The 17924-nt window shown below is 55.5% G+C and carries 11 protein-coding genes and 1 pseudogene; 7 read left to right on the top strand and 5 right to left on the bottom strand.

Annotation, left to right across the window (positions count from 1 at the left end; translation table 11 throughout):
- From A37O_RS16155 to A37O_RS15005, 3 genes are all read left to right on the top strand, one after another.
- The coding region (locus A37O_RS16155; protein WP_018296954.1) for a transposase at positions 1-208 on the top strand (208 nt) is incomplete at its 5' end.
- A gap of 79 nt (positions 209-287) precedes the next feature.
- Positions 288-1487 carry a hypothetical protein gene (locus A37O_RS0107855; protein ID WP_018296953.1) on the top strand — a complete coding sequence of 400 codons (1200 nt, stop codon included), beginning with the start codon at positions 288-290 and terminating at the stop codon, positions 1485-1487.
- 3 nt (positions 1488-1490) lie between these two features.
- Positions 1491-6308 carry a DEAD/DEAH box helicase gene (locus A37O_RS15005; protein ID WP_018296952.1) on the top strand — a complete coding sequence of 1606 codons (4818 nt, stop codon included), beginning with the start codon at positions 1491-1493 and terminating at the stop codon, positions 6306-6308.
- A 79-nt stretch (positions 6309-6387) separates the two neighbouring features.
- On the opposite strand, the gene A37O_RS0107845 is transcribed toward A37O_RS15005, so the two are convergent.
- The gene (locus tag A37O_RS0107845; RefSeq protein WP_018296951.1) at positions 6388-7887 is read right to left on the bottom strand and encodes a CoA-acylating methylmalonate-semialdehyde dehydrogenase; all 1500 of its coding nucleotides are present in this window, start codon (positions 7885-7887) and stop codon (positions 6388-6390) included.
- Positions 7888-7923: 36 nt separating this feature from the next.
- A complete protein-coding gene (gene mmsB, locus A37O_RS15000) occupies positions 7924-8835 on the bottom strand; it encodes a 3-hydroxyisobutyrate dehydrogenase (protein WP_018296950.1) in 912 nt (303 codons plus the stop codon).
- Positions 8836-8975: 140 nt separating this feature from the next.
- On the opposite strand from mmsB, the gene A37O_RS0107835 reads away from it, so the two are divergent.
- The gene (locus A37O_RS0107835; protein ID WP_018296949.1) at positions 8976-9899 is read left to right on the top strand and encodes a LysR family transcriptional regulator; all 924 of its coding nucleotides are present in this window, start codon (positions 8976-8978) and stop codon (positions 9897-9899) included.
- On the opposite strand, the gene A37O_RS0107830 is transcribed toward A37O_RS0107835, so the two are convergent.
- The gene (locus A37O_RS0107830) at positions 9896-11299 is read right to left on the bottom strand and encodes an MFS transporter (RefSeq protein WP_018296948.1); all 1404 of its coding nucleotides are present in this window, start codon (positions 11297-11299) and stop codon (positions 9896-9898) included. The two genes, A37O_RS0107835 and A37O_RS0107830, sit on opposite strands and share 4 nt — an antisense overlap.
- 283 nt (positions 11300-11582) lie before the next feature.
- Here A37O_RS0107830 and A37O_RS0107825 point away from each other — a divergent pair, with 283 nt between their 5' ends.
- On the top strand, positions 11583-14756 hold the full coding sequence (locus A37O_RS0107825; RefSeq protein ID WP_245533815.1) for a PIF1 family DEAD/DEAH box helicase: 3174 nt from the start codon (positions 11583-11585) through the stop codon (positions 14754-14756).
- Here A37O_RS0107825 and A37O_RS0107820 read toward each other — a convergent pair.
- Together A37O_RS0107820 and A37O_RS14995 are read right to left on the bottom strand one after the other, a co-directional pair.
- Positions 14743-15675, bottom strand: coding sequence for a MerR family transcriptional regulator (locus tag A37O_RS0107820; RefSeq protein WP_018296946.1), 933 nt, complete (start codon positions 15673-15675; stop codon positions 14743-14745). The genes A37O_RS0107825 and A37O_RS0107820 overlap by 14 nt on opposite strands.
- 4 nt (positions 15676-15679) lie before the next feature.
- Positions 15680-16273: a HEAT repeat domain-containing protein gene (locus A37O_RS14995; RefSeq protein WP_018296945.1), complete on the bottom strand. Its 594-nt coding sequence runs from the start codon at positions 16271-16273 to the stop codon at positions 15680-15682.
- Between the two features lie 133 nt (positions 16274-16406).
- Here A37O_RS14995 and A37O_RS0107810 point away from each other — a divergent pair, with 133 nt between their 5' ends.
- Positions 16407-17507: an NAD(P)-dependent alcohol dehydrogenase gene (locus A37O_RS0107810; protein WP_018296944.1), complete on the top strand. Its 1101-nt coding sequence runs from the start codon at positions 16407-16409 to the stop codon at positions 17505-17507.
- Between the two features lie 273 nt (positions 17508-17780).
- Positions 17781-17924: pseudogene (locus tag A37O_RS16470) on the top strand (IS256 family transposase); the annotation flags it as partial.

The raw sequence follows: 17924 nt of genomic DNA, 5'->3' as shown, positions 1-17924 counted from the left end.
CAATGTCGTGGGGATCTTCCCTGACCGTGATTCGGTGGTCCGGTTGGTCGGGGCAGTGCTGGCTGAGCAGCATGAGGACTGGATGCAGCAGCGTCGGTACATGCCTCTGGCGATGCTGTCCTCGACGGCGGAGATGCTGGCGAAGGCCCGGGCAGCTGACGGCGTCGGCGTCGTTGTCGGTGACGGTCAGGAGGCTCTGGTGGCGTAAGGAATCCTGTTCCGTCAGCGGTCAGTTCATCGCTGAGTCAACCGCTGGCGGATACACCACTCAAAAGGACTTGACCCCCATGTCCACTGTAGAACTTCGGGTCTGGCAATTCTTCAAGCCAAATGAAAAACCGGTTCCACTATCGGTGCGGGGCAACACCGTTGAGTTGCCGGACGAACTGATCAATACTGGACCGCTAGTAATTGATGCCAAGGAAGTTAGTTTCCTCTCACTTTGGGACCCCTCTCGCCCGTCTGCTGAATCTATTCTCCTTGACGATGGCACTCAGAGCCCCTGGACTACTAGCGTTCCTAATCGCTGGATGTTCCTGCCTTTCAAGAGTCGTCAACTTTTTGGCGACGATTTGCGAGATATTTGGCAAGCCCGGTGGGGGCTGTCCCCACTGTTTGGACAGCACAACAACCTGCTCAAGGACTTTAGAAAGGTAACTTCAGACTATCTGCACCAGAACCCACGGGATTCACTGAGTGTTCTCAATCGAACGGGCTTTAGCCAATCCGATCAGTTAGAAGCGTTGATCACATCCGGGTTAACAACGCGGAGTTTCCAAACGGATCAGACTGGTGGCGATATTCATTCGGTACCTTGGATTGGCTTGATCCAGGAACTCAACGACGTGGTGACTTTATCGAAGCGTGGGACCGATGAAACAGCTTCTTCCGAATGGGCCGAATCTGAGCACTACATTCGATCCCTCGGAAGTACTCAATTATGGGATGTTCTGCAGGGTAATAACTCCGGTGGGCAGATTGTTGAGCGCAATCTCGGTCATTTGGAGCGCTTCAATCTCAACGATTCAGAGGGAATACGCGAACTGCGGAAGAAGGTTAGCAGCAAGATTGATGAGGAGAAGCTCGTCTCGTCGCGAAGCTATCTTCGAGCTGTATCAGAGCTGATCGAGAAGGAGCCGTCTCTGCGCAGGCAAGCCGGGGATATAGCGAAACTCTATGGAGAAATGAGCAAGTTCAACTACCTATTGCGTGACCTCGAGGATCCTCTGTTGAGCCGTGCGACTGCGTCCCTTGGTGTCCTCACTGAGGACATCAAAGGTCAGACATGGCCGTTCATTCTTGATATTTCTTTTACTCTGGCGTTACTAGCCCGCATGGTTGCTCATGGCATCCTGCGCTCATTCCCGACGCTTGCAGCACATCGCAATACCTGGGCCGCTATTTCAAGAATTTCACCATCACTAACAGCACACGACTTGGTGCTCGCAGAAGCAATCGTTTTGTCGTCGAAGAACGTAAAGGGATAGAAAATGAACGACTTTAGCTCTCTATTTCACGGCTCCGCTCCACAACTGACACCAGAGGAGCAGGCAGAAAAAGAAGATGTTGCAATTTCGGCGCATTTTTCCGAGATCAATATCGATCCCATCGTCACCGCGGATCACATTTCGAAAGACTATCGTCGTTATCTGAAAACCTTCATTAACCCGGCTGAACCGGAGATTGCGCAGGAGCTGAGTCGCGCCATCGATGATTCACCGGTGCTGGATAAGGGCCCTATCCTTCAGTTGTCACCGGCGTATGCCACGGGACGTACGCCACAGCAGCTTATCGACGAACGCATCTTAACTCCGGGCTTTGCCAAGTTGAATGCGGAGATTCCGCTCAATCGAGCACTATACAAACATCAGGAGAACGCGCTCCTCAAGGCCAAAGACGATCGTAATCTGATTGTTTCCACCGGTACCGGTTCGGGTAAAACAGAGAGCTTCTTAATCCCGATCGTGGACGAACTCTTGCGTGAGCAAGCCCAAGGCACGCTCGGGCCGGGAGTGCGCGCGCTATTGTTATACCCAATGAACGCACTGGCTAATGACCAGGTCAAGCGCTTGCGTTCGCTGCTCGCTGATACGCCGGAGATTACTTTCGGCCGCTACACGGGTGAAACTAAGCAGACCACGAAGGAAGCCATCCAGCAGTACAAGGCTCTCAACGACGGCGCCATTCCGCTGGAAAACGAGCTGATTAGCCGCGAGCAGATGCAGCAGGCTCCTCCTCATATTTTGCTTACCAACTACGCCATGTTGGAATACCTGCTCCTGCGGCCCAAAGACACTCCGCTATTCGACGGCGAGTTCGCCCAAGACTGGAAGTTCATTGTCATCGACGAGGCTCACGTCTACGCGGGTGCGCAGGGTTCAGAGGTGGCCATGCTTCTGCGCCGCGTCCGTGACCGTGTCGCCCACGACCAACCGCTGCAGTGCATTGCCACGTCCGCGTCCCTCCAAGGATCCAAGCAACGGATCACGGATTTCGGCTCCGATCTTTTCGGCCAACCGTTTGAATGGGTCGACGACGATCCAACTCGCCAGGATGTCGTTTTTTCCACTCCCGTCGAACACCCGACAGAGGCAACGTGGAAATTGAGCGACGCGCTCTTAGACGCACCGTTCGACGATGGCAGCTTAAAGAATGCCATCACCCGCATGTCCAACGAGCAGCACACCACTGAATTCGAGCTGGTGAGCACCGAAGAGCACATTGTCCAGCTTCGTCAACTGCTGACGAAGCGCTCCATGGGACTGGAATCGGCGGCCAAAGCTCTTTTCCGGGGCCTTCCTGAGCAGCAAGGAATGCGCCGCGTGCACAACCTAGTGCTCCTAGGTGGGGCCATCACCGACGCTGATGGACGAGTCCCTGCGCTTTCCGCGCGGTATCACATGTTTGTTCGCGCGACTGAGGGTGCATTTATTTCCTTTGATCAGCAACTGCACCCCACGATTAGTTTGGACCGTGCCCGCACTACTGCGGACGGATTCAATATCTACGAGCTCGGAGCGTGTACCAAGTGCGGCACGACCCACTTGGAAACAGAAGAGATCAATGGGCAATTCGTTCCGGTTGGCGGTAATGAGAAACAGGCTAAGAAGCACTGGATCGTCCTCGGGCATCGGGAGCACATCGCTGAACTCGACGAAGACGACTCAATGGACGATGCCGACCTAGCGAGCAGCCAAGACGAGGAAAAACCACAGCAGCTAACTATGTGTATCAAGTGCGGGTCGCTCGGAGGCCCCACTGAAACTAGCTGTAGCAATTTGTCGTGCCGCGACGGGGCGATCACGAAGATCATGGTGTTGCCTCCTGAAGATGGAAATGGCCGTCAGCGCTGTCTCATCTGCGGCGGATCCCGCCCAAATCTGATTCGTAAGCTGCAAACCAATCGCAACAACGCTCCATCGGTTTTGACCACCTCTTTGTTCCAGCAGTTACCAAAGGCGCAGAATCCAGCCTTGAGCGAGAAGGTGGGAGGTGGCCGAAAACTCCTCTCCTTCTCTGACTCCCGCCAAGCCGCGGCCTTCGCGGCCCCCTACTTACAGAACAGTTTCACCCAGCTGCTCGAACGCCGCGTGTTTGTCGAGGCGTTAAAAAAGCCGTCCTTCCAACAGGGTTCATCCTTAGAGGATTGGGCAGAAACCGCTCTCTGGATTGCTCAGAGCTACCAGCTCTTGCCTAGCTCCCTCTCGGGTGCAGATAGGCAACGCACTATTTACACCGCCCTCTTCGCCGACTTGACCACAACTGCCCGCCGCCTTTCTACGGAGGGCTTGGGCTTTGCACGCATCGAAGCTAAACCCGAGCTGCTTAAATCACTCCCTGTATTTAGTCAGTTGGTTGGTCTCGCAGCTGATGGACTCCAGCAACAAGGGCACTCCCCCGATGATGCAAAACGGGAAGCAGAGCAACAAACTCTGACCTACTTGAATATCTTGCTCCAGGAAATGCGACACCGCAGCGCACTTTTCGCACCTTCTAGCGTGCGCATTGACGACGACCGGCTGGCACCTCGAACTGGGCAGTACACGTTCAAAGAATCTGGCGGTCAAGTAAGGAAGAACAAAGCCTATTGCTGGCTTCCCGGTCAAAACACGAACAGCCGCTTTCAATTGACTTTGCGATGGTTGGCGTCCTTGAACCCTGAACATGCAAACAAAACAAACACCGAGGAAGTCCTGAAAACGGTGTGGGCGAGTTTCGCCGAAAGTCCCATCTTCCAAAAACTCAAGGTTGGTGGGGATGCCTATGCTGTTGAGCCGGATAGCCTTCTCATTTCCGATGGGCAACATTCCACCTGGTACGAATGCAGTTTGTGCCGAAACCTCACCGTTTTCAATCTGAAGGGCCACTGTCCCAACGGTTGGTGCGAGGGCCACCTCGCGAAGGTTGATGAAAGCTCAAGTGCTTATCAGGACTACCACTACCGAGTACTCGCTCGCGAGATGGAAATCATGCCACTGAGCGCTAAGGAGCACACAGCTCAGTGGACTCCCGAAAAGGCTGCGCAGATCCAGCAGCAGTTCATCGATGGAGACATTAACGTGCTCAGCTGCTCCACTACTTTCGAGCTGGGTGTTGACGTCGGCGACCTCCAGTCAGTGGTCCTTAGAAACGTCCCACCTCGCACGGCGAATTACGTCCAACGCGCGGGACGAGCGGGGCGTCGTGCCGGTTCCGCAGCGTTTGTATTGACCTTTGCCGGTCGCGCGTCCCATGACTTCTCGGTGTATGCAGACCCAGTAGGCATGATCGACGGTGAAATGGCGGCACCGTTCATCAATGCAGAAAACAGCCGCATCGCAGAGCGCCACGTCTACTCAGTTGTATTCGCAGCCTTCCTCAAGGAACAGGCAGCAGCAAGCAGGGAATGGGGTAAAGTCGGCGAATTCTTACGGCCTGCTGACGCGTCCGACAAGGGCACTCCCCTGTTGAAAAAGTATGTGGACACTCTCCCAGTTGCCGTGAATGACGCTTTGCTTCGCATCTTCCCTGAGCCCATTCACTCCGAGCTCAAACTTGATACGGGTGAATGGCGCGAAAAGTACCACGATCTATGGGACACAGTGGAGACTGCATTCAACGCCGATTACGACGTTCTAGCTGGTCTTCGCGATGAGTCCTTTAATGAGCAACGCGGAAAGCAGGGCGACGCCTTCAGCAGAACGCTAAAAACGCTTACCGACGAAAACCTTCTCAGCTACCTGCCCAAGCGAAACCTCTTGCCGAAATACGGATTCCCTGTAGACACCGTCGAGCTGCAGACGTCGTTCACACAGTACGGCGCCGATCTCAACCTCCAGCGAGACCTACAAATGGCTATCAGCGATTACGCTCCCGGAAACGAAACCGTAGCTGGTGGTCGCGTTTGGAAAACCGCAGGTGTGCGCAAGTGGCCGGGACGTGAGCTGCTCAAATACAATTACTTCACCTGCGGAAACTGTGAACACATTGAAGCTAGCTTGGCTACTATTTCTTCCGGTGCCGAGTGCTCCCGGTGTGGCGCCTCGGTCGGCGAAAAGACAACTCACACATTCTTGGTTCCTGAGTACGGTTTTGTCGCCAGTTCTACGGCGAAAAATGTCGGCATGAGTATTGAATCTCGGCCATGGAACCGTGTCGAGTTCATCAACCGACTTGGCCATCTTGATACCGAGACCGTATTCGAGCAGAACAACGTCAAGGCAACTGTGTCTGATTGGAAACGCACATCAATGGGTTTGATGGAACAGGGCCGACACAGCATGGGCTTTTCCATCTGCCCAACTTGTGGCTTCGCCGCTGAATCATTCGTAGGAAACGAAACGCACGAAAGTCCACGCACTGGAAAGGAGTGCTACACCAAGTTCTTAGAGCAGCACTCCTTCGGGCACACTTTTGAAACCGATATCGTGGTCATCAACCTTGACGGATACGGATTCACCCGACCTGAAATGAATTCTGCCCTCTTCGCACTAATCGAGGCCGCTTCCGAGCTTCTCGAAATCGATCGAGACGATCTGAACGGCACAGTTAGCTACGTTGGCAGCGACTTTGCCCTCGTGCTTTATGATTCCGTTCCTGGCGGCGCCGGTATCACAGCTAAGATTCAAGACAATTTTCCAGAGGTTGTCGCAGCAGCCTATCGTCGAGTCGCCGACTGTAGCTGCGGTGAAGAGACATCGTGCTATTCGTGTATCCGGTCGTTCAGTAACCGGCGCTTCCACGACTCACTCAGCAGGCGTGATGCCAAGACCTACCTCGAGCAACTCGGAGAAGCATGTGGTCTAACGAGTGTTTTCCAAGTGAGTTAGTCGGCACAACGACACGCACCCCCTCTGCAGTGACCACACGGTGCAGAGGGGGTGCGTAAGAGTTTGAGAAACTTCGAACCTAGTTAACTGGGAAACCCAATTCGATCTGGGATTCGCTTGGCAGTGGCCAGCGCGAGGTAGTTACCTTGCGTCGGGTGTAGAAGTTGAAGGATTCCGGTCCGTACATGTGAGTATCTCCGAACAGGGAGTCCTTCCAACCGCCGAAGGAGAATGCTCCGATTGGAACTGGGATTGGAACGTTGACGCCGACCATGCCGACCTCGATGTCGAATTCAAACTCGCGGGCAGTGCGACCGTCACGGGTGAACATCGCAACACCGTTAGCGTAGTTGTTCGCGTTGATTAGTTCGACAGCCTCGTTGTAGCTGTCTACTCGAGCGACACTTAGAACTGGGGCGAAGATCTCCTCGTCGTAGACTTGCATGCCTGGCTTTACGTTATCTACCAAGCTTGCGCCAACGAAGAATCCGTCCATCCCCGCTGCGGATTCGCGTCCATCAACCACGATATTTGCACCTTCGCTCGGTGCAGCAGCGAGAATCCTGTCGGCCCGCTCTTGTGCTTGAGCGGTAATCAACGGGCCGATGTCAGTGTCAGCATCCGCACCGTTACCGAGCTTAAGGTCCGCCATGCGGTCCTTGATGCGCGAAATAAGATCGTCTGCGATATCGCCGACAGCAACCACCACTGAGATCGCCATACAACGTTGGCCTGCAGAACCGAAGCCAGCAGAGATTGCTGCATCTGCGGCCGCATCAAGATCAGCGTCCGGCATAACCACCATGTGGTTCTTCGCTCCGCCCAGAGCTTGTACACGCTTGCCGTGGGAGGTTGCTGTCGAGTAAATGTGCTTTGCAATTGGAGTCGAACCGACGAAAGAAACGGCCTGAATAGTCGGGTGCTCCAGAATTCGGTTCACCGTGTCCTTGTCACCATGGACGACGTTGAGAATGCCGTCTGGCAGGCCAGCGCGCTTGAAAGCATCTGCAATCCACACCGATGCGGAAGGATCACGCTCCGAAGGCTTGAGAATAACGGCATTACCTGCGGCAATCGCAGTAGAGATCATCCATAGCGGCACCATCGCTGGGAAGTTGAACGGGGTGATACATGCTACAACTCCAACAGGCTGGCGCAACTGACGAACATCCACGCCAGTTGCTACCTGCTCTGCACTTTCACCCTTGAGGTGGTGCACAAGACCGGCACAGAACTCAACATTCTCCAATCCACGCGCGATTTCCCCGTGGGCATCTGGAATGGTTTTTCCGTGTTCTTCGGTGATGATTCGGGCGAGCTCGTCAGCCTCTTCGCGGATGATTCCCACCAGCTTGAAGAACACTTGACTGCGCTTGGCCAGGCCGGCACGTCGCCATGCCTTTTGCGCCTCTGCGGCGTTAGAAATCGCGTTCTCCAGCGTCTCTTCATCAGCGAGTGCAAGCTGGCGAATCACTTCTCCTGTTGCTGGGTTGAATACATCTTGAAAGCGCTCTCCATCGCGAACATGCTCGCCGCCAATAAAGTGTGGAATGGTCTGAAGGTCAACTGCAGTGGTCATGATTTTCTCCTATTTGTTGTGATGCGAATTTTAGAATTAGGATTTCAAGCCCTGAAGCTCAGAAGCTGGGTCGACATACTTGGCAATCAGGGTGCAGTCCTTGCTGCCCAGACCTTCGTCGATAAGTGAGCTGAGCTGGCTACATGCCAGAGTCGCTGCGGGAAGATTGATTCCTGCCGATTCGCCAGCCTCGAGTGCGAGTGCTACATCCTTGCGAGCCAGGTCAGCAGAGAATCCAGCGTCGAAATTGTTGTCGGCAGGACTGGTTCCGGTGATGCCAGGCACTGGGTACCACTTCTGCTGAGCCCAAGACTGACCAGACGAAGTAGAAGCGATGTCCCAGAAAACCTTCGGGTCGAGGCCGAGGCGGCGAGCGAGCTGAGAACCTTCGGAGTTGGCCAACATGCTGATAGACAGCATCATGTTGTTGGCAATCTTGGCGGCGATACCCATGGTTGGGCCACCTGCGTTGAAAATATTGCCGGCCATTGGCTCGATGTAGCCACGTGCCTCGTCTGCAGCATCAGCATCCCCGCCAATCATGAACGCCAGGGTTGCTGCCTCTGCGCCGCTAATGCCACCACTTACTGGAGCATCGACAAAGCGGAATCCCCGCTTGGCTGATTCTTCGTGGAGGAACTTAGAGGTTTCGATGTCGATTGTGGAGCTGTCGACAAGGAGGGTGCTCTTGTCTGCATGTGCCCAGATGCCATTGTCTCCCTCGAACACGCTGCGCACATGCGCACCCTTTGGCAGCATGGTGAAAACCACATCTGCACCCTCAACTACCTCAGCAGTGCCGCCAACGATGTTCACTCCGTTCTTCGCTGCAGCCTCACAGGCGTCTGGGTTCAAGTCGAATCCGTTGACGGTATGACCTGCCTTGACCAAGTTTGCCGTCATGCGTGAACCCATGTTTCCGAGTCCCAGCCAACCAATTACACTCATTTTTCCTCCAAAATAGTTCTTCATCACTTTTTGCTGTTTTTATGATGTAGGACTCACTTTAAGGGTGTCGAATGTGCATAACAAGGCATTTCGATAGCAACTATTGCAATGCCGTTGTGCATTCATGCACAATCGTTAGCATGGCAATCCAAATTGGCACATCACACCTCGAAGGGCTGATCACTTTCCTCACGGTCGCACGCCTCGGCAAATTCACGGCAGCGGCGTCGAGCATGGGGGTCAATCACTCAACAATCTCTAGGCGGCTCAACGATCTTGAAAAGGCACTAGGCGAGCCAGTACTCGTGCGCGGAGTAAATGGGTGGGAGCTCACTGAACTGGGAACGCGCGTCATGCCGATCGCAGAGAAGGCAGAGGCAGCACTTAGAGAGCTAACAGACGTCGACGACTCGTCGAAAAGCCGTGCCCTCGGCGGAGTTGTCCGCATAGCCGCGCCTGATGCTTATACCTCTTATATAGCTATTCCGGCGCTGGCAAAATTGCAGCAAAACGAGCCACACCTTGGAATCGACATCATGACCGCTACACAGCAGGTTCGACAGCGCCGCAGCGGCGTGGATATTGAAGTGGTGATCGGCGAACCAAAGGTCAACAAAGCGGTGTCCACTCACCTTCTCAACTATCAGCTAAAGCTGTACGCAACGCAGGACTACTTGGACAGAAATGGCGTTCCTGAAACCATCGACGATCTCGCGGAACACCGGCTTAATTACTACGTGGAATCTGCCCTAGAAGTTGATGATCTAGATTCGGGAGCACGAAAGATTCCGCATTATAAGAACGGAATAAGCTCTACGAGTGTTTTTGCACATCTTTCGGCAACCATGGCCGGGGCCGGAATCGGACTATTACCAGAGTTCGCCTTCGTGGATCAGGCGCTCATCCCTGTCCTAGAGAACGACTTTTCCCACGAAGTGACGTACTGGGCGGTGGTGAGAAACGAAAATATCCGCAACCCTTCGGTTCGCGCGTGTCTGAACGCACTTACTGAAGGATCGCGGATTGAGCGGTTTAATCCGATCCCGAGTTCGAACGGAAATTAACCAACTGGCACGGCTGCAGGCTCTTTCACCGGAGCATGTGCCTTACGATCAGCTTCGTCGATGTCTTCGAGCGCAATACCCTTTGTTTCACGAAGTGTCAGAGCGGTAAGCAAAGTGATACTGCCCGCAATCGCAATGTAGATAGCAACTGGAATCCAGGATTCAAAGTTGCTGAGCAAAGCAGTAGCAATGATCGGTGCCATTGAGCCGGCGAAAATTGCGGTCATTTGGTAGCCGAAGGAGACACCAGCGTAGCGCATCCGGGTTGGGAACATTTCTGCCATAACCACTGGCTGTCCCGAGTAGAGGAAACTCTGCACAATCAGGCCGAGAGCGATTGCTGCGAAAACAATAAACGGTTGAGCGGTATTGAGCATTGGGAAAGCCACGAACGGCCATAGGATTGTCAGCACGCCGCCAATGATTTGCATTGGCTTGCGCCCAATAATGTCATTGAGCCGGCCTAGTAGTGGCATGACTAGGAACTGCACGAAGTGTGCCAGCAACAGGAGACCAAGGATACTTGAGGTATCCATGCCCACCCAGGTCTTTAGGTAGGTAATAGAGAAAGTCACCACCATGTAGTACAAAACGTTTTCGCCAAACTTCACGCCCATCGCCTTCAGCACGCCACGCGGGTACTTCTTCAACACTTCGAAGACGCCGTAGCGGACTTCTTCCGAGTTCTCGATCTCTTCCTTAGTGCTCTGGAAAATCTCGGCATCTTCCACCTTGGTGCGCACGTAGTAGCCGATGGCCACGATCACGATGGAGAGCCAGAAGCCCACTCGCCATCCCCAAGAGAGGAACGCTTCATCAGAAAGCGTGGTTGAGAGGACTAACAGAACGATCGTCGCAAGCAAGTTTCCTAATGGAAGGGCTGCCTGTGGCCAGCTTGACCAAAAGCCGCGATTCTCCTTTGGTGCATGCTCAGCCACGAGAAGGACTGCACCGCCCCACTCACCGCCTACGGCAATGCCCTGGATAAACCGGAGTCCAACGAGCAGGACAGGTGCCCAGTAACCGATTTGGTCGAAGGTCGGAAGGCAGCCCATTAAGAATGTCGAGGCACCCACCATCACGATTGCTACCTGCAGGAGATGCTTTCGCCCGTAGCGATCACCGAAGTGCGCAAATACAATTCCGCCGAGTGGCCTTGCAATAAAACCGACGGCATAAGTTCCGAAAGCCGCGATAATTCCGTCAAACGGATTGTCTGACTGCGGGAAGAAAATTACATTGAAGACGAGTGTTGCCGCGGTTGCATACAAAAAGAACTCGTACCACTCAACGATGGTGCCTGCCATCGAAGCAGTAACCACCCGACGCAAGCCTTTTACTTCATTCTTCTTCCCAACGGCTCCGGATGAGCCCTGCCGAGATTCACTCTGCACTGACATTCCAAATTCCTTTCAAGCCCCAAACATTTATGTGTTGTATGTCATATTGCCCTTCCAAAAGTGTTGTAGACAACAGATTTAAGAAGTGAACTTCGCACATAAGCTGTGCATAAACGCACAAATCCACTCATTCCACGCAATAGTCGTCGATAGAGCCTGCACCGCAGCTTCCACCACAACCGCTCACCTGTTCCCCAAACCCCACCCCGCAGTCGCACCACTCTGATTCAATAAACACAACAACCAAACGCGAATCAGAGACGGAAGCACCATGCCTATTCACATGACGGAAGAGTTTTCACGCGGCCTTGACCTCATCAGCCAAGGCCACCACGTCCTCATCACCGGCAAGGCTGGTACCGGCAAGTCCACGCTGTTGCGCACCTTTCTTGAGCAAGGCTCAACAAAGGAAATCCTGGTCACCGCACCCACAGGGGTTGCAGCGCTCAACATCGACGGCTTCACCATTCACCGCACCTTCGGCTTCCGCCCCGGCATGTGGCCCGATGATCTTGAATCCGGCGAATGGCACCCCAGCTCAACCGTCCGCGATGTACTCAAGGCCGTAGACATACTCGTCGTCGACGAGATTTCCATGGTTCGCGCCGATCTTTTCGACATGATGGACATCGCCCTACGCACCCTCCGCAAGAACGATCTCCCCTTCGGCGGCGTCCAGCTCGTCCTCGTCGGCGACCTCCTCCAGCTCCCCCCTGTCGTCGAGGACAACGAACGCGAAATCTTCACCAGCCGGTGGAAAACACCTTTCTTCTTCTCCGCAAACTGCTTCGATTCCCTGAACCTGAAGAACATCAACCTCACCAAGGTGTGGCGCCAGTCGGACAACGAGTTCATCGAGATCCTCAACCAGGTCCGCGAGGGCAGCGTCGGCGATGCGGCGCTCGAGGTCCTCAACGATCACGTCGACGCCGACTTCCATGCCCCAGATGACTGGGTCACGCTCGCTTCGCGACGAAAAACTGTGGAAAAAATCAACGCCGAGCACCTCGCAGCATTGCCAGCACAGCACCTCGTTTCCATTGCTGAGCACACCGGAAATACCAACGGTGGTTCCTTCAGCGGCACCGAGGAATTGCACTACGCCAAAGGCGCTCGCGTGATGACCATCATCAACGACTCTCTTGGAAGATTCGTCAACGGCAGTTTCGGCATCGTCACTGAGGCTGACAACGAGACCATTTCCGTCCGCCTCGACCACAGCGGCGAAACGGTGGAGCTGGGCAAGCACACCTGGGAAATCAAGCAGCCTTCGGTTAGCGGCGGATCCATCAGTAGCAATGTCGTCGGCACGATTGAACAGTTTCCCGTCAATCTTGCCTGGGCCATCACCATCCATAAGTCCCAAGGCAAGACGATCCCGAAGTGCTACATCAACCTGCACGGCGGGACCACCACCGACGGCCAGTTCTACGTCGCCCTTTCCCGTGCCGTCGACCTGGAGCTACTGCGCTTTAGCGCGCCTGTCGAGCCTCGCCATATCCGGGCGAATAACTCATTGGTGCGCATGATTCGTCGCGAAGTGAGCCCGCAGGTGACCACCAACAGGGTCGTCTTCCTTTCCTTTGACGGTGTCAACTTCGGCATCAGCGATCACATTGCTCGCGCGCACGCCATTATCATGGAAGGCCAGACGATTGTGGCCAACTTCGGAACGTGGATCAATCCCATGGCTGACCTGGGCGAATTTGGCAAGAAGAACAACATTCCTGCTGGCGGCCTAGCTTTAGCGCCAACTCTCGGAGATTTCTGGCCTCTCCTGCTTCGCCAGGCTGAAGACGGAATCGTCGTCGCCGACGGCCTGCCCATGCTCGAGCGCGCCGTACGCCATCAGGAAAGAGGCCTCGACCTCGCACTCGGTGTGGGCTACGACATCGACGAGCTCAATGTCGTACTCACCAGCACCGGTGTTGAGGACCGCTGCCTTGAGATGGCCGCCTCCTATCAGTTGGGCACCTTCAAGGTAGGCCAAGGCGACCCCGTGCCAACGGCCGACCTCGAGGCCGAGGGCTCTGTGTACATCCCGTCATGGGCACCCACCTCAAACATGGTGCTTGATCCTGCGCGTGCCACCGAATCGGATCGCGCCTGGGCTGCCTTCTCCGGTGGCGAGACCAACGACCTCGACTTTGAAGAGCTTTCCGAAACCGCCGAGCTGCTCTCCGCGTGGGCCGTCTCGCGCAGCTATTGGAACGAGCAAACCTACCGTGAAGTCGAAGAACGCGCCAACAATGCGGGCCTTTATTATCTCGATCTCCCCGAGGTGCAAGACAATAACGTTGACCTGAATGAGCTGTTCTCCCCAGGCACCCGCGTCGCGTTTACCGGCCGGGATAACTTGCTGGGCGGGCCTGCCGACGACGAACGCCTCACGGAAATCTGCGAAGCTCGCGGCCTTGAGTACAAGACTGGTGTTTCGAAATCGCGTTGCGACGTCCTCGTCGCCCTCGATCCGGCGTCCATGTCACGCAAGGCTCAGAACGCGCGCGAGTACGGCAAGCCGATCGTCGCACAGGCCGATTTCGAGCAGTGGTACGAGAACGGTTCTGCGACGGTGCAGGAGCCAGAGCCAGCGCCAGAGCCGGAATCAGTTCCAGAGGAACCCTCCGTTCCAGAGCCCACCGACACTCCCCTAACTTCGGATCCCCATAAGCTCCTCACCGCCGGCACACGGATCGCGTTCCGCGGCACAACTATCGTGGATGGCAAGCGCTACGCACACGGCGAGCAACTGCAAAGTCTCTGCGAGGAGCTCAACCTCGACTACAAGCAGGCCGTGAGCAAGACGCGTTGCGACGTTCTAGTCACCGATGATCTCACCTCCACCGACGGCAAGATGATGCTGGCCAAGCGCTACGACAAGCCACTTATCACGCAGGAAGATTTCGACCTGTGGGCCACCGACCGGCTCGCCGCGCTGGGCGAGCTCGACGAATCCGAACCCCAAGCAACACCAGCTTGGGTCCCGCTCGAGACCGAAGATCTCGACGAGCCCGTCGCAGAGGAGACATGGGAAGACGCCACGCTTCACGACGATTCCCCTGTCCACCCCGAGTACTGGCAAGAACCTCAGCCGACCACCTTCGACTCGAACCCATTCAACGTTTCCCCGACTATCGAAAAACCATACGAGCAACCGTACGTCGAGCCATATGTGGCGCCCACTAACTTCGCACCGCCGACCAACCCGGTACCTGCCCCTCTACCTGAACAACCGGTTGAGAAGGAACCAAACAAGTCTGCTCGAAGGTTCAAACGATCGATTATCGCTACCGTAGTGCTCATTGTTCTCACCATGGCTGCGGCACTCATCGATGGCACATCCGGCACGAATCTTGAGACCTTAGGAGTCCTACTGATCTTAGGCTGGTTCGTCACCTCAGGAATGAGTGTTATTTTCGGCATCATGGCCTTCGTACACTGGGTTAAGAACCGCTAGCCCGCCCAAGAATCGCCTCGGCCGTCAGCGCAACCTGCCGGTCTTCGCTCCGCGTTAACTCGCGGAGCAACTCCGCAGCCTCAATCAGCGGAATCTCCGCCAACGCCTGCACAAACCGCAGCTTCACCTCCACCGACGAGGCATCAGAAATCCGCTGACCAATCTCCGCAACATCCTCCCCAGAGGCCATCCCCGCCAACAACTCGGCAGCCTCTACATCGTCCACGCCTTGCTCAATCAGATCCAACAGCGCCCCCACAACACCACGCTCACCTCGCCGAGCCAACTCGAACACTGCAACCCGAGACCCCTCAGCCTCCAACACCTCAGAAGGCACAACGTCCGGCAGCAACTCAACCAACCGACCCCGCTCCTGCTCGGACAAACTCGGCAGCAACTCCAACAAAACAGCCTCCGCCGAAGCATCTTGGCGTATCGACCACTGCAGCGCCCCAATCACATTCGGATCGCTCTCCTGAGCTAGCGCTACCAACGCCAACCCCGTGGGCACCGAAAGTGCCGCCCGATACCGTGCACTGTCACCTCGCTCTTCAAAAGTCCGCACCGCATCCAAGTACGAAAGCAACGATTCCACGCTATCCGGAGCACTCGACATCAGGCTCCGCACCCGGACCAACAACGCCCGCTCAGCTTCCAATCGCGCCTCAGTCTCCGCCTCCAACTGCGCCAGAATCTCAGCAACCGAAGGCTCCCCCTCCAACGCCTCGCGGATCTCCCCCAAACTCATCCCAATCGAGCGCAGACTCTCCACCTTTACCAGCCTGCGAAAATCCGCCTCCGAATACTCGCGGTACCCCGCCGAAGTCCGCTCACTCGGACTCACCAATCCGAGGCCGTCGTAATGGCGCAGCATTCTTTTCGAAACCCCACTGCGCCCCGCAACTTCGCCAATCCGCATCGCCTCACACCTCCGCAATCAATGCGTTCAAGTCTAGCTCCGGCTCCAGCATCCAGGCCCGCGTCGCAGCAGCGTGAGCACAAGATTGCTTATCGACGACCACCAGCACCTCACTACCCAGCGCCCCAAAAGCCCGCGTCAAACTCCGCTTGCGCTCAAAGCTCCCCCGCCCAAACTGAGTAGCCAGCCGCTCAGCCAGGCCCACCTTCTCCTCCCCGGGAACCACCAACACCGCAGCACGCCAAGCCGCTTGAGCAACTTCCTCATCCTCACTCAAAAGCAGTTCATCAGAAATGGCATCCCAAATTTGCACAGGTGCCCGATCATGCAGCTTCGACAACGTGTGCAACGACTGACTACGCACCTGCGCTACCGGAACTTTCAACCTCCCGATCAGCAGCGGAACCGTCTCCTCTGCAGGCATGCGAGTAATTGCCCAGGTCAGCATCTCGCGTACGAAGAAGTCCTCTTCCACGCCGAACCGCCCCACCAATTCCTGCACATACTCAGCAGCCCGCTCCGTACCAATGTGCAGTGCCGCCTTCAGTCGCATATTCGGATCCTGTGCCTCAAGCGCATTCAAAACTGTGTTTCCCATACCTCTATTGCAATCGTTGACACAATGTGAAGGTCAAGCCCTGAAATGAAAACCATATGAAAAATCCCAGACCACAGCGTATTGTGGAGACATCAACAACAGTTGAATACAATTCTTAACAAGGAGAACCGCCATGCAAACAAAAGCTGCTGTCGTGCGCGCCGCCGAGCAAGACTTCGAAATCACCACCCTCGAATTAGACGCCCCACGATCCAACGAAGTCCAGGTCAAGATGATCGCCTCCGGTGTCTGTCACACCGACGCCATTGCCCGCGATCAGATTTACCAAACCTACCTCCCCGCAGTATTCGGCCACGAAGGTGCAGGCATTGTCGAGGCAGTAGGTTCCGACGTCACCTCCGTCGCACCCGGCGACCGCGTCGTCCTCGGCTTCAACTCCTGTGGCAAATGCTCTAAGTGTTTGGCTGGCGCCCCGGCTTACTGCGAGAATTTTTACGCAAAGAACTTTTCCGGGCTTCGCGACGACGAAACCACCGCCTTCTCTGAAGGTGGCCAGAAGGTTGGCTCGCACTTCTTCGGCCAGTCGTCGTTTGCTCAGTACACAAATGTTTCTGACCGCAGCGTAGTCAAAGTTGATGGCGACGTACCCCTCGAACTCCTCGGCCCACTCGGTTGCGGCCTCTCCACCGGTGCCGGTGCCATCATCAACTCGCTAGGAGTCAAGGCCGGCGACACCGTTGCTGTCTTCGGTACAGGCGCTGTTGGTTGTGCTGGAATCATGGCTGCAGCGGCAATCGGCGCAACCACCATCATCGCCGTCGACCTGCACGATTCCCGCCTCGAACTGGCCAAGGAACTCGGCGCCACTCACACAATCAACTCCCGAAATGAAAACCCAGTAGAAAAGATCCGCGAAATCACCGGCGACGGCGTGAACTACGCACTGGACTCCACCGGTGTCGTTGCAGTGACCCGCCAGGCAGCAGACTCCCTGGCCATCAACGGCACCGTCGGCCTTGTCGGCGCACCAGCACCAGGCACCGAGGTTTCATTCGAGGTGGGCGCATCGCTTACCCGCGGTTGGAAGTTCCAAACGATTATCGAAGGCGACGCCATCCCACAGGACTTCATCCCACGCTTGGTCCACCTGTGGCGCCAGGGCAAGTTCCCCATTGAGAAGCTCGTGCGCACCTACCCAATTGAGAAGATCAACGACGCCTTTGCGGACTCCGCAAGCGGCGAAGTTATCAAGCCAATCGTGACGTTTGAATAAGAATTCCAACTTCTTCGCGTCTCAATTAACGTTTCAAAAGTGAAGAACGTCTCTCCCCAAATTTCGGTACCCTTCGATCCTGAAATTTGGGGATTTTTGTCGTACACGACGGCAAGTGCCAGCAGCTGGTAAATCTGAACTCGCACAAAAATGGTTGCGTCCAATAGTGTGGTGTACAGCTACCGCCTGGTGAACCCCCCCTGCCGACCAGCAAGGAGACCACCGCGGTACCTTTCGACTCAGCTCCTACACATCCTCGAAAGGACACCAACGATGGCCTCCGCGCCCAATCATATCGACCCCACCGGATACCTCGACGACCTGCTGGCCCAAGCCTCACCCGATCTGATGCGCCAGATGCTCCAGGACACCATCAACCTCCTGCTGTCCGCCCAAGCCGACCAGGTCTGCGGCGCC

Source organism: Corynebacterium lubricantis DSM 45231 (assembly GCF_000379425.1).
Lineage (GTDB): Bacteria > Actinomycetota > Actinomycetes > Mycobacteriales > Mycobacteriaceae > Corynebacterium > Corynebacterium lubricantis.
Note: the sequence above shows the minus strand (reverse complement) of the source record. Positions and strands in the feature narration are given on the sequence as shown.

Excerpts from the sequence above, each read along its gene's own strand:
- A37O_RS0107810 (WP_018296944.1), top strand. The coding sequence starts at position 16,407 with ATGCAAACAAAAGCTGCTGTCGTGCGCGCCGCCGAGCAAGACTTCGAA.
- A37O_RS0107820 (WP_018296946.1), bottom strand. The coding sequence starts at position 15,675 with ATGCGGATTGGCGAAGTTGCGGGGCGCAGTGGGGTTTCGAAAAGAATG.
- A37O_RS0107835 (WP_018296949.1), top strand. The coding sequence starts at position 8,976 with ATGGCAATCCAAATTGGCACATCACACCTCGAAGGGCTGATCACTTTC.
- A37O_RS0107845 (WP_018296951.1), bottom strand. The coding sequence starts at position 7,887 with ATGACCACTGCAGTTGACCTTCAGACCATTCCACACTTTATTGGCGGC.
- A37O_RS15005 (WP_018296952.1), top strand. The coding sequence starts at position 1,491 with ATGAACGACTTTAGCTCTCTATTTCACGGCTCCGCTCCACAACTGACA.
- A37O_RS0107825 (WP_245533815.1), top strand. The coding sequence starts at position 11,583 with ATGACGGAAGAGTTTTCACGCGGCCTTGACCTCATCAGCCAAGGCCAC.
- mmsB (WP_018296950.1), bottom strand. The coding sequence starts at position 8,835 with ATGAGTGTAATTGGTTGGCTGGGACTCGGAAACATGGGTTCACGCATG.
- A37O_RS0107855 (WP_018296953.1), top strand. The coding sequence starts at position 288 with ATGTCCACTGTAGAACTTCGGGTCTGGCAATTCTTCAAGCCAAATGAA.
- A37O_RS0107830 (WP_018296948.1), bottom strand. The coding sequence starts at position 11,299 with ATGTCAGTGCAGAGTGAATCTCGGCAGGGCTCATCCGGAGCCGTTGGG.
- A37O_RS14995 (WP_018296945.1), bottom strand. The coding sequence starts at position 16,273 with ATGGGAAACACAGTTTTGAATGCGCTTGAGGCACAGGATCCGAATATG.